At 50.6% G+C, this 12,868-nt stretch carries 14 protein-coding genes and 1 tRNA gene; all 15 read left to right on the top strand.

All coding sequences use genetic code 11. The annotated features are described in order from the left end of the window. The first annotated feature begins 7 nt into the window (after positions 1–7). The 15 genes from gltX (at position 8) to NHM04_RS00365 (ending at position 12,828) form a co-directional block, all read left to right on the top strand. Complete coding sequence (gene gltX / locus NHM04_RS00300) at positions 8–1,504, top strand: glutamate--tRNA ligase (RefSeq protein WP_254265064.1); 1,497 nt, start codon at positions 8–10, stop codon at positions 1,502–1,504. A 1,177-nt stretch (positions 1,505–2,681) separates the two neighbouring features. Further along, positions 2,682–2,757, top strand: a tRNA-Ala gene (locus NHM04_RS00305). Positions 2,758–2,936: 179 nt separating this feature from the next. Continuing rightward, entirely contained in the window at positions 2,937–4,169 is a 1,233-nt protein-coding gene (locus NHM04_RS00310; RefSeq protein WP_254265065.1) for an integrase arm-type DNA-binding domain-containing protein, read from the top strand. A gap of 22 nt (positions 4,170–4,191) precedes the next feature. Further along, entirely contained in the window at positions 4,192–4,479 is a 288-nt protein-coding gene (locus tag NHM04_RS00315) for a hypothetical protein (RefSeq protein ID WP_254265066.1), read from the top strand. 2 nt (positions 4,480–4,481) lie between these two features. Beyond that, positions 4,482–4,754, top strand: a complete 273-nt coding sequence (locus NHM04_RS00320) for a hypothetical protein (RefSeq protein WP_254265067.1) — start codon at positions 4,482–4,484, stop codon at positions 4,752–4,754. 35 nt (positions 4,755–4,789) lie between these two features. Continuing rightward, complete coding sequence (locus tag NHM04_RS00325; protein ID WP_254265068.1) at positions 4,790–5,017, top strand: hypothetical protein; 228 nt, start codon at positions 4,790–4,792, stop codon at positions 5,015–5,017. A 94-nt stretch (positions 5,018–5,111) separates the two neighbouring features. Continuing rightward, positions 5,112–6,197, top strand: a complete 1,086-nt coding sequence (locus NHM04_RS00330; RefSeq protein ID WP_254265069.1) for a hypothetical protein — start codon at positions 5,112–5,114, stop codon at positions 6,195–6,197. A 126-nt stretch (positions 6,198–6,323) separates the two neighbouring features. After that, entirely contained in the window at positions 6,324–6,542 is a 219-nt protein-coding gene (locus NHM04_RS00335) for a helix-turn-helix domain-containing protein (RefSeq protein ID WP_254265070.1), read from the top strand. A 66-nt stretch (positions 6,543–6,608) separates the two neighbouring features. Continuing rightward, positions 6,609–6,869 (top strand): helix-turn-helix domain-containing protein, encoded by a 261-nt coding sequence (locus NHM04_RS00340; protein ID WP_254265071.1) that lies wholly within the window; start codon positions 6,609–6,611, stop codon positions 6,867–6,869. Then, positions 6,869–7,036: a hypothetical protein gene (locus NHM04_RS00345; RefSeq protein ID WP_254265072.1), complete on the top strand. Its 168-nt coding sequence runs from the start codon at positions 6,869–6,871 to the stop codon at positions 7,034–7,036. Before NHM04_RS00340 ends, NHM04_RS00345 begins: the two co-directional genes overlap by 1 nt. Positions 7,037–7,038: 2 nt before the next feature. Beyond that, positions 7,039–7,275: a hypothetical protein gene (locus NHM04_RS00350; protein ID WP_254265073.1), complete on the top strand. Its 237-nt coding sequence runs from the start codon at positions 7,039–7,041 to the stop codon at positions 7,273–7,275. 1,489 nt (positions 7,276–8,764) lie between these two features. Then, complete coding sequence (locus NHM04_RS00355) at positions 8,765–9,127, top strand: DUF4156 domain-containing protein (protein WP_254265074.1); 363 nt, start codon at positions 8,765–8,767, stop codon at positions 9,125–9,127. Between the two features lie 1,065 nt (positions 9,128–10,192). Beyond that, positions 10,193–10,447, top strand: a complete 255-nt coding sequence (locus tag NHM04_RS17390; protein WP_371872561.1) for a type II toxin-antitoxin system HigB family toxin — start codon at positions 10,193–10,195, stop codon at positions 10,445–10,447. Between the two features lie 11 nt (positions 10,448–10,458). Beyond that, entirely contained in the window at positions 10,459–11,661 is a 1,203-nt protein-coding gene (locus tag NHM04_RS00360; protein ID WP_254265075.1) for an ImmA/IrrE family metallo-endopeptidase, read from the top strand. Between the two features lie 15 nt (positions 11,662–11,676). Beyond that, entirely contained in the window at positions 11,677–12,828 is a 1,152-nt protein-coding gene (locus NHM04_RS00365) for a beta family protein (RefSeq protein WP_254265076.1), read from the top strand. Positions 12,829–12,868: the final 40 nt, after the last annotated feature.

Here is a 12,868-nt window from a genome sequence, read left to right on the forward strand (position 1 = left end):
GACATTTATGACCGTTCGCACCCGTATCGCCCCGTCGCCCACTGGCGACCCCCACGTAGGCACCGCTTACATTGCGCTGTTTAACCTGGCCTTTGCCCGCCAGCACGGCGGCCAGTTTTTGCTGCGCATTGAAGACACGGATCAAACCCGCAGCACCGCCGAATCCGAACAGGCCATTTTAGACAGCCTGCGCTGGTTGGGCCTGGAGTGGGACGAAGGGCCGGACGTGGGCGGCGAGCACGGCCCCTACCGCCAGAGCGAGCGGATGGATATTTACAAACAATACGCTGACCAGCTGATCGAAAAAGGCCACGCTTTTTATTGCTTTGCCGCCAGTGAAGAGCTGGACGAAATGCGCCGCGAACAGCAGGCGCGTGGTGAAACTCCCAAATACGATGGTCGCGGTTTAAAACTGACCGACGCCGAAGTACAGGCCAAGCTGGCCGCAGGCGAGCCCTATGTGGTGCGCATGAAAATCCCGGAAGAGGGCGTGTGCGTAGTGGACGACATGCTGCGTGGGAACATTGAAATCGACTGGTCGCAAGTGGATATGCAGGTGCTGCTTAAAGCCGACGGCATGCCCACCTACCACCTGGCGAACGTGGTGGACGACCATCTGATGGGCATCACCCACGTGATTCGCGGCGAGGAGTGGATTAACTCCGCCCCCAAACACTTAAAGCTGTACGAATACTTCGGTTGGCAGGCACCGGTGCTGTGCCACCTGCCACTGCTGCGCAACCCGGATAAATCCAAGCTCAGCAAGCGCAAAAACCCCACCAGTATTCTCTACTACAAAAAGGCCGGCTACTTGCCCGAAGCGGTGCTTAACTACTTAGGCCGCATGGGCTGGTCCATGCCCGACGAGCGCGAAAAATTCACCCTGGCCGAGATGCAGGAGCACTTTGACATCAATCGCGTGAGCCTGGGCGGCCCCATCTTCGATGTGGAAAAGCTCAGCTGGCTGAACGGCTTATGGATTCGCGAAAACCTGGACACGGAAGCACTGGCCGATCGCCTTGGCGAGTGGATGCTGAACCGCGACAACCTGCTTAAAGTGCTGCCCCACGCGCAACAGCGCATGGAAACCCTGGGCGATTTTATCCCCCTGGTGGCCTTTCTGGCCTCGGGCCAACTGCCTCTTACCGAGCAAAGCTTTGCCGACAACAAGCTGGAACTGGACGAGCAAAAGCAGTTGCTGCAATTTGCCCTGTGGCGCCTTGAGGCGCTGCGCAGCTGGGAGCGCGATGAAATCTTTAACGCCCTTAAAGAGCTGTCGGGCCAAATGGGCATTAAGCTTAAAGACTTTTTGGCGCCGATTTTTGTCGCTATTGCCGGCACCACGGCGTCTTTCTCGGTGATGGATTCTATGACGCTGCTGGGCCCGGATATGAGCCGCACGCGTTTGCGTCAGGCGATTAATGTGTTGGGGGAGCCTGGGAAGAAGCAGCTTAAGAAGCTTGAGAAAGCCTATCAGGCTTTGGGTGTTAATCCTGAGGATTAATGGTTTGTCGGCACAGGGATGTGCCTGATTATCCTTCTTTGGGGGCTGCGTTCTGGTTGGTTCCCAGTTGTCTTACTTTTTCTCTTAATTAGATGTTTTCGTAATTCTTGCCCTCTATCGCCGGGCGGGCGAGTCACTTTTCTTTGTTTGGGCAAAGAAAACTAACGAAAAGAAAGCCCACCCCGGCGTCTGGCCCTTCGGGTTCCCTCGCTCCGGCCAATTTTTGAGGGCCGTATCGACGCGCCGTCCCTGGCGCGGCGATACTTGCGCACGCGTCCATGCGTGCTTACCCACAAAAATAGGCCTCCGCTCGGCTCAGTCGCAGGGGCCCCGTGGGGTGCCGGGTTCGAGGTTGAGGGGTGGAAAGCATACAGAAATACGCATCTTCTGGTTTGTTGTTGGAAAATTCGTCACTTCGTGCAATCACTGGTCAGGCTGGCTAACTCGCTGAAATTTATTAACTAAAAGTGTTGACGGATTTTCGGTTCGAGCTTCTATGCGCACTTCTTTCGGGGCCTTAGCTCAGCTGGGAGAGCGCAACACTGGCAGTGTTGAGGTTAATGGTTCACAAAATGGCAGGATAGCCATTTTGCACAGCGGAGCTGCCCGTAGGGCGAGGGCCACGGAAGGCCCGAGTGCATCCCGCTAGGCGGGGGTTCTATCAGTGCCGAACGGCTATCGAAGTCCTGAGTGCTTCCGTTAAAGGCTTTTCTGGGTTTGCTTCGGCGCGTCTAAAGGCGCTCTTTGTCTACGGTTTAGCGTAATTCTTGCCCTCTGTCGCCGGACGGGCGAAGCACTTTTCTGCTTGTCCAGCAAAGTACTCAAAAGAGGACACCCCGGCGTCTGGCCCTTCGGGTTCTCTCGCTCCGACCGATTTTTGAGGGCCGTATCGACAGGCCTTCCGTGGCCTGGCGATACTTGCGCAAACGTCCTGTTTGCTTACCCACAAAAATAGCCCTGCGCTCGGCTCAGTCGCAGGGGCCCCGTGGGGTGCCAATTCCAAAGTTTGGACGTAGGTTTGGCGGTTGGCTAGAGGCCATAATGCCCGTTCTCCTTCCGCATTGTTGAAAAACTCAGCAAATTGCATAAGCACCGTTCAGTCTCGCTAACTCGCTAAATTTATTGACTAAAAGTGTTGACAGATTTCTGATTCGAGCCTAATATGCGCACCTCTTTCGGGGCCTTAGCTCAGCTGGGAGAGCGCAACACTGGCAGTGTTGAGGTCAGCGGTTCGATCCCGCTAGGCTCCACCAATTTTAGTACCTTTGAGTACTCGCACCATCCTAGAAGCCCCTAACCACGGGGCTTTTTTATTGCCCCCACTACACTCGCGTTCTAGACTGTACCCCTATATTCGTTTTCCATTGGGGGTATATACGGGGGTAACTGATACCCCCGCCCATTTGATACCCCCAAGCCTGAGGGTATCGCCATGCCGCTAACAGCCAGCCAAATCAAAAGCGCAGAACCACGCGAAAAAGACTACAAGCTGTACGACGAAAAGGGCTTATTGCTGCTAGTCAAAAAGACCGGCGCGAAGTATTGGCGGCTCAAGTACCGCATGGCAGGCAAGGAGAAGCTATTAGCCCTGGGGGTGTTCCCCGAGATAACCCTAGCCCATGCCCGCAAGCTGCGAGATGAAGCCCGCGTGGACATTAGCGCCGGTATCGACCCAAGCCAAAAGCGCCAGGCCACCCGCCAAGCAACCAAGAAGGCCAGTGCGGACGCTTTCGAGGTTATCGCGAGGGAGTGGCTACAGAATCGCGGCAAAAAGGCAGAGAGCAGCGACAAGCGCCTTGTGGCCATGCTGGAGCGCGATCTATTCCCACGGCTTGGGGCTATGCCCATCACCGATATAACCCCGCCCATACTGTTAGCCGTGTTGCGCAAAATCGAACAGCGCGGCGCGTTAGAGACAGCCCACAGAGCCAAAAGCTACACGGGCCAGATTATGCGCTATGCCGTGGCCACCGGTAGAGCAGAACGCGACATAAGCGCAGACCTGAAAGGCGCACTTGCCACCCCCAAGAAAGGCCACTTTGCTGCAGTAACCGCCCCCGATGATGTAGGCAAGCTGTACAGCGCCATACAGGGCTACCAAGGCACCCCCATAGTTCAGGCCGCACTCAAGTTATCGCCGCTGTTCTTTTGTCGCCAGGGAGAGCTACGCCACCTGCTATGGGAAGAGGTGAATTGGGAAAAACAGCAAATTGAGATACCCCCCGAAAAGACTAAAACCAAAGAGCCGCACATTATCCCGCTATGCCGCCAAGCGCTGGCCATACTGGAAGACCTGAGGGACTACCACAAGCGTGGTGATTACGTTTTCCCAAGTGCCAGAGGTGCCAGCCGCCCCCTAAGTGACAACGGTGTTAGAACGGCTCTGAGGTCGCTAGGCTACGACAACGAAACCATGACCCCGCACGGCTTTAGAGCAATGGCCAGAACGCTTTTAGATGAAGAGCTGGGTTATCGCATTGATTGGATAGAGCACCAGTTAGGCCACGCGGTGAAGGACGTACACGGCAGAGCCTATAACCGCACTAAGCACCTGGAGCAACGCCGCAAGATGATGCAACACTGGGCTGATTACCTGGACAGCCTAAGAGCCAGAGCAGAAGCCGGAAACGTGATTGCCGGTAACTTTGGAAGTCAGAACACCTAACCAACCACCGCGAGGCGTAAAGATGGAAACCCCAATAGCTACCGAAAGCCACAAGGCTATAAACATGCCGCTGTCCTGTAATTATTCGATCACCGGAGACCCTAGCGCAGAAGCCCTAGTTAATGACGCACACACCATGCTAATTAGCAGTATTGGTCAGTTGATAAGCATTAGCGAAGAGCTAGAGGGTAGCGATATTTCAAAGCGCTGGATTGAAGCCTTCCACGGCTCACTTCGCTTACTCGATATTGCCCAGGCTTGCACGGAAAAGGCATTAACCAAACTGCCAGTTACCGATAGCGAGGTGTAGCCATGAGCGAAAGTACAACACCTATCGAGGGAATGAATGAGCGCGAACTATCAGGCCACCTGTATGACATATCAAGCGCTGGCTACAGTATTCATCATCTTGGCTCTATTATCCGTGAGATGGCAGAGGACGCCGATGTAGACTTTAGGCGGTTACAAGGTTTAGCTATCGCAATTTCCGAGGCCGGTAGAAAAATAGCTTATGACCACCAGTTGGTATCAATGGCGGACTATTACGAAGAGCTTGCCCAAAAGGCAGGCCAGTACAGTCAGTAGTTTTCGCAAACCTAATCATCTATAGGCGGGCGTATATGAAAAGCGAAGAGCTAATTGCTAAAGTAAGTGCATTGCCAGAAAGTGAACTTGTTTTTATCGAGGCAGTGATGAACACGCTATTCAATGGCGAAAATCTAGCGGATAACTTGGGCCAGCTAAGAGAGTTTGCGCCAGGTACAGAGCAGGAGAAAGATGAGCGTATAGCGGTACTTGCAGACTTGCTTTACGAGAAGGCTGCCAGAGCCGCGATGCAAACCGCTTAACCAGTTACCCAAACCTAGCCCGACGGGGCGAAAGAGGCAGCACCCACTGCCTTTGGTTTGGGCTCTAATTTGGGGGCACTGTGGGGGGTGCAGGTTGGCTTTAACAAATAGGGATATAGCCGTTTTCATTGGGCTCACAAATTGGTTTTTCGGTACTACTGTGCTTCGCAACAATGTTCGTGAAGATGGAAAACCTATAGGAAAAACTTTTAAAGAGCTTAGGGCGCTACGTGACAAATATGACCCTTTCGACGAACACGAGCACCCTAACGAAAGTGACGAAGAAATAGAATCAAGACACAGTGAATTTTGGAAAATCCGTAAGTCCCTACATGCAACGATTTACGGCAGGCTCCACGACTATGATATTGATAAGCAGGTTTCAAGGCATTACAAGCTTTACAGGCTTTTAACTTGCGGAAAATTGCACTTTGTAAATCACATAGACAAAGCGCACCGTTCTAGCTTTATCTTGGTTAAAGAACATCTTCGAAAAAAGAATTTTTTGCTATTGGAAAATAGCGACTTTATTGGGATTGATTATCCTAGAAGCGAGCTTTTGAACCTGATCACTCTAAGAGCATTGGCTTGTGCCATGCTGGTTGATAGGTATATTGATGACCGCGATTTGCTAGACGCCGCTGTAAACAATCAAATACAGCTCATAGGCGTGAAATCCAGTATTACTGATAAAACTAGAAACCTTGCGAAAAAATTTCTTGACTCGCTTAGGGCTGATCTAGGAACGGATTACGTAATAGACACGTCTGAAATAGAGCGATTGATGGATAAGTCTATTGCCCATACGGACATTATCGACGCCCCCTATGATCCACTTAATGGCGAGCGGCTAGGTTTAGTCTATCCCGAAGCCTTCAGGGCAACAATGGCAACGAAAAGAGATTTGATGGTTAGAGAGATAATATTAAATCTAAATTTATTTTGCATCTTGAAAAGCAGCTCTACTGGAAGATTCCCGCCAGCCGTAATCGTAGAATTGTTAAACATTGTTGACCCAAAATACGTTGTTGAAATACCTCACCTCAATAAGATACAAGCAAGGTATGACGCGGCCCCCCTTAAAAAGCAGTTGGAGACATACAGAAAAGTCCATCCTGGTGAAGCCGGAGTGTTTTACTTACATGAAGTGTTATTAGGGAAAGCCAGAGGTAAGATTTAATGCTGAAATACTGAAAAAAGAATCTTATAAGATTAAAAACGCAAAATTACCGTTTTCAATATTTCCAGTTGGAAACAGTACTGATAGTAATTTGGAAGCTCCAGAAACAATCACTTGGAGCCTACAATGAATTGCAACGCACTATTGACCACACCAGAAGCCGCTGAATATTTGAGGCTTTCTTTTCGCACTCTCAACAATTCGCGCTATACCGGCTTATTGGCCGGAGTAAAGGCACCCCCTTACCGCAAGATGGGCAAAGCCGTTCGCTATGAACTTAGCGCCCTGGACACCTGGAAGGCTCAATTTTCAGAGCAGACCAGCACCAGCGAAAGCGCAGCCTAAGCCCAAACGAAAAAAGCCCCACGCGCAAACGTAGGGCCAAATATAGCGAATTGTTGAGGTGTCATTATGACCAATCCAGAGAAACTATCCAACAGTACCCACGCCCAAAGAACCCGCCTATTGGCAGCATTAGAAAGCGCACAGGGCTACGGTATTACCAGCTACGCCGCAAACCAAGAGCTAGGCATCTACCACCCGCCGGCCCGCATTAAAGAGCTACGCCAAACCGGCCATAACATCGCCACCTTGTGGGAAACCATAGAGACAGACATTAGCCGCCCCCGCCGTGTTGCCCGCTATGTGCTAATCAGCAAGGAGGCCAACTGATGGAACGCTACCTAGTGGAATTGACGACCCGACAAATCACCCCGTTTGTCGTGCTCGCAGATAGCGAAGCAGAAGCCCAAGAGAAGGCGCTACGCTGTGAAGTAGAGCCAGGCACCCCCAGCTATAGCGAACCCGAGATAAGCACCTGTAAGCCGTTGGGGGTGTGAGTATGGTTGTCACTAAAGCACTGGCTAAAAATTCAGCCTATAGCGGTAACCTGTATAACTGTATCGAATGGGCCAAAACCCACGCGAAGAAAACTGGCACCCCCGTTGCCATTGCCAGGGCGCGGCCTGAGTCGCGCCGGTATCAGGTAATTGCCGAAGTTACCGCTCAAGGTGTGCGAATGCTTAACGCCCCGCTAGAGGTGAACGCAAAGAGGGTAGAGCGGTTTTATGGCGAGTAAGTCACCTACACCCAAGCGCACAGGTTCGCATATTCGCAAGTATGAAACTTGGGTAGCTTCGCCAGCTTATCGCGATCTGAGCTGCCCCGCCCGTTGTTTGCTAGATGAATTTCAGCGGATTTACCGGAAGGGGCGCAACGGTCGCCTAGTCATATCGCAAAGGCAAGCCGCCGAATTATTGGGGGTGCATAAGAACACCGCGACAAAGGCATTTGATGAGCTTGTAGGGCATGGATTCTTAGCACTGTCTAAAGGGGAGCGTTGGCAGGAGAATAAGGCCAGGGAGTGGCGTTTAACTATCGAGGGAACAGACGGACACGCCCCAACCGATGATTGGGCCAACTGGAAGCCAGGAAAGCCCGTGGCGACATTGCCCAAGAAACAGCCTAACCGACCCAATTCAGGGTGTGCGGTTTTTCAATTTCCCGAGGCCTAAATTTGTACCACCCTGGGTATAAATTTGTACCACCTGCGGTACATATTTGTACCACCCGCACGATTTTGAGAGTTTGCGAAAAATCCAACCCTAATAAAATCAACAACTTAGTGGTGGTTAATTTTTGAGCAGTGGTACAAATTTAGGCCACCATATAATTTACCATATGACCAACTATAGACAGCCTACCAATATACAGCGCTAAAACAGCGGGCGGCCCAAACGGGCAAACACTTTAACCACCTGATGCACCCACAACCCAGGCAACCAAGAACAGGCAAAACAGCTTCGCGGATAGCTCACACACAAAGCCTACTGCACGTTCGCGAAACCATGTTTTGATAGCTGGCCAACCTTTGACGCTCATAAGATTATTCCGAAGTCAGTAGCAGGGTAGATGTTGAATAATGTTGACCTTGAAAACGGATATTTTCGGACATCGCATAGCAGGCCGACTTATTAACAAATCGTAAGGTGGAGGACACGCCCACGCGGTGCGCTGACTTCCCTGTGCGGTGCATCGCGACTTTAACAGGCGAAGGCGTGTACCCCTAGGCTAGCCCACACCCCCACCAATGCAAGCGCAGGACGTTACGGATTGTTAATAACCCGCCTAACCAGCAACGGCTATAAATCGCCCTGTGGCCTTCGACACCCCCAGCCAGTACAAAGCCCGCCCAACAATGAATGACAGTCAGAACGCAACACAGGCCGCTCTGTGCTGTTTGCATATACAGTTGCCAAGGCTTCCTTAAATCACAAGGGTTAAACACTAGGTCGGGTGTTGTGTTTTGCGACCCCCTAAAAAGAGCGGGCCCGCCTCAGAAAACCTCAGGACAGTTAAGCACCTAGCGACCTCTTAAAACCAGTGACGCCGGTAAGCGATAGTAAGCGCCTAAACCTGCCAAAACCTGACATTGGCCACAGTATATTTTGAGTCCTAAAAAGGTTAGCTCTATAGCTTTGGCCGATAACCAGCCTAATGCTCACCAAGAGAACAATGCTACCCTTGGTGGACGTGGGATTTTTACACTTAAAACATGGAGAACATAAATGCAAAACACTTCGATAATAGCTGGATGTTTAAAATTGGGGATTGCTGGAAGCGCGTTCCTTGTGCTGGTTGGCTGTGCAGCTAAACCGTTAAACCCAGAGGCAACAGGGGTTTTTATTAGCAATGAGAAGCCAAGCGAAGAGTGCGAATTTGTCAAAGAGATTTATGGCGGCCAAGGCAATTGGTGGACAGATGACATTACCAGTACCAAAGCGCTTACAGAAGGGTCGCGTAATGATCTACGCAATCAAGCTTATGCCGCTGGGGCTAATTACGTTCATGTTCAGCAAGTAGAACGTAACGAGTCATTTGCGGGTGGTGGCAAAATGGCCATGACTGGCCACGCCTATAAATGCCCCTAAGATCACCCTAAACAGTACAGCAAGATCACACCAAGATTACCCCAAGGTGTAGGGGCAAGATTACGGCAAGGTTGGGGCAGGCTGTCACACCAAAACCGGACAATATGCCCGATTGTTAGCTGTATCTATTAAGCGCCCCGCACAGATTAATAAATACTTGCTTGCCAGGTCACGGCGATTATTTGGGGGTATATATGGGGGTATCCTGATTTTTTGAATTGGGAAAAAATAATAAAAACAATGTATTGGGGGTGTTATTCGGTAGAGCTAGGCCCACCAAACAAACAAAAAACCCCCGTACTCGCGAGAGTGCGGGGGTTTTTTGTTTGTTCCGCTGAAAGCTCAGCGGGAGCGAGGTTTAGCTCCGGTTCACTAATTTGCCGGGAGCAAATTAGCACGACGGAGTCGCCCGGAGGGTGGCGCACAGGGAGGTGCGCCATGCATCCCGCGAATCGTCAAAGTCCCATATCCGCATTCGAAGTGCCCAATTGGACAGGGGGTTTTTTGTTTGTGGGTCTTGTGGGTGAGACCGCAGACGCCAGTGGTTGACGTGAAGGGATTCACTAATGTCGCGGGCGCATGGAGCGCAGGAGCGAATTTGCACGGCGAACGCCGCCCGCAGGGTGGGGCACATGTACGTGCCCCATGCATCCCGCTAGGCGTCGGTTCTATCAGTGCCTAACATCTATCGACGTCCGGTTTGTTCTTTTCTTGTTAGTCCTCATTTGCACCAATCTCTCTCAAGCCAGCTTTCTGTCGTAATTCCCGCCCTCTATCGCCGGGCGATGGCGAGTCCCTTTTTCCTATGCGGCAAAAAGGGACGAAAAAGCGCACCCGCGCACCTCAGTCCTCCGGGTTCCCTCACTTCGGCAGATTTGGTTGGTCGGAAAAAATCGCGCTCCTACGCGTTTTTCCTTAATCGCACGTCCATGCGCGATTAACCAGCCAAATCTACCTACGTTCGGCTGGCTGCGATGGGTAGCGAACAAAAAATTCCCAAATTGGGAGCTTGTGTGTTTTTTTGTTCTATGTATAATGTTCCCAAAATGGGAAAATTAAGAAGCCATGCGACTACTAGGAAAAGACAAATTACAGCTCCTCGTGCGCACTGATGAAACGGTGCGCACCTGGGTGTGCGCATGGGTTGCCGAACTCGCAACCGCGAATTGGAAACAAGCCGCAGACGTAAGCCACCAATTCCCGAACGCGCGACAGCCCGAACCGGGCCATTTCATTTTTCCTGTCTGCAACTGCAAAAAAGAGGTTTGTATACAAATTGCATTTCAACAAGGCATTGCCGTTATCACGGGCATACAGTGAAGATAGAATTTATGGAAGCTAAGGTAATTCGCACAGAAGAACAATATGCCGCGTACCTTGATGAGGTCCAAGCCCTCATTTCCGAAGGCCCAAAACTGAACTCCGCGAAAAGTGAGAGGCTGGAGTTGCTGACCGTTCTGCTTGAGGCATACGAGAACTCAAAATATCCAGTAGAGAGCCCGGACCCTATCGACGCCATTTTATTTCGCATGAATGAAAAGGGTCTGAAGCAGGCTGATCTTGTTCCCTATTTCGGTACAAGTAGCCGTGTCTCTGAGGTTCTGAACCGCAAGCGCCCCTTAACTGTTCAGATGATTCGAGCCTTGACGATTGGTTTGGGCATTTCAGCGGATACGCTCGTTGGTGCTTCACTTCCTGACTCGCCTACTAGCAAAGGTGTTGTTGACTGGTCCAAGTTTCCTATCAAAGAAATGACGCGTCGGGGTTGGATCGATAATATTGGAAAGATAGCCAAGGATAACCTTGAAGAAATAGTAAAAGGCTTCATATCTAAAGCAGGGCTTGAATTCGGCGCGGCTTCGTTCAGAAAAACATTTTACGGCGAGGCTGAAACACCCACATCCCGATACGCGCTCTACGCTTGGTTGGCCCGGGTTATTCAGAAAGCTAGAGATCGGAAGCCTAAAAATGGTTCATTCAACCCAGAGGAGTTATCGGCAGGCTACTTGAAAGAGCTTGCTCAGTTAAGTCGGTTCGATACGGGCCCCTTGTTGGCGGTTGAGCAACTAGAGAAGTCGGGCATCACTGTTGTTATTGAACCCGCACTAAAAGGCACGTTATTAGACGGAGCTGCGCTAAGAGACGCTGATGGGACGCCCATTATTGGCCTTACATTACGTTATGACCGGCTGGACAACTTTTGGTACACCCTCATTCATGAGGTCGCACATATTTGGAAACACGTGACGGACGAGGACGCCTTCCTTGATGATCTTGATGCGTCATCCGAAGATCGGCGCGAGGCTGAGGCTAACCGACTGGCTCGTGAAGCCTTTATTCCACGCGTCCAATGGCGTAGAAGTGATGCTTATACTTCGCCAAGTAAGGAATCAATTGAAAAGTTCGCTAAAGAGCTAAAGATTTCTCCAGCAATAATTGCTGGTAGACTCCGAAAGGAATCGGGAAATTATGGCCTGTTCTCCGACTTGGTGGGACAGAATCAAGTACGCAAGTTGTTTCCATCTCCCGAGTAGTGTGAGGCTTAATTTATGAACACCACCTATTTCCCAATTCTCAAAGCGCTGGGTGCGGAGTTTACCGCACTAGAAAACACCAAGCCCGGCAACGCGACAAATATTATTCCTCTGTTCGAGTTGCCCAAGGTCCCAGACCGCAAAAAATACCGGGAAAGCTCAACGCCTATCACTGAGTTCATTGATGATACTAGCGAAGAGATTGGGCGCTTATGGGCTGGGAAATATGCGATGTTCGATGCTTACCAGTGGGTCCCAACAGCGACGAACGAGCATGGTGAGCACGTCATCCCTTACACCTATCACGCGCTAGAATTTGTGGGCGTCCAGGTCGTGCCTGTTGTTGGTTATGATCGTTGGGGTGTTTTGGAATATCAGATGGCGCTTCGGAGTATCTCACGAACCCACAAGGGTAAGTTTTGTATTAGGCTCGATCATGCAGCCTTTGAAGATTCCGCAGAACCCGATTTTTTCCAAGAAAACTTGGATGAAATTATATCTGAGCTAGAACTCGATCCAGCGAACTGTCATGTGATTTTGGATTTTGAAGATGTAACGCCTTTCGGAGCGATTGATCTACTTGATAGGTTTGAAACCCTATTTAATTTGATTTCAGGGTATCGCTTCATGTCGTACTCGCTTGCTGGGTGCTCTTTGCCAAAGACGATTAATGAAGCCGTAAAAAAGCCAAATACCTGCGGCCCAGTACTGCGAAAGGAAATGTTACTTTGGCGAAGTGCGAGACAGCGGTTTCCTCGTATGCCGATATTCTTTGGCGACTATGGTGTTCGTGGCCCAAATACAAATGAGGGTGTGAGAAACAAGCATACAAATGGTAAGATTCGTTACACAATTGACAAAGAATATTATGTGGCACGAGGCCAGTCACTTAGTAAGCCCCCAAAAGGTGAGCAGATGTGGGAGCTCGCACAGAAGATTATAGATTCTGGACACTACCTTGGTGATCAGTTCAGTTGGGGTGATAGCGAGATACTTCGATGTAGTAAGAAGAAATTTAAGGGTATAGCATGGCAGTGGATTGCTATTGATACCAATCATCACCTTGCGTATGTGGTTGCTGAAATTTCTGAGTTTGAGCGCATTACAGCTGCGGGATCCCGGGAAGATGCGTCGATGTCAGATGCCATCTTGAAAGTGGAATTTTGAAAGCGGAATTTTCGAGTCGGTGCCAGCGAAATATCAATGG

It is taken from the genome of Gilvimarinus sp. DA14 (assembly GCF_024204685.1).
Taxonomy (GTDB): Bacteria; Pseudomonadota; Gammaproteobacteria; order Pseudomonadales; family Cellvibrionaceae; genus Gilvimarinus.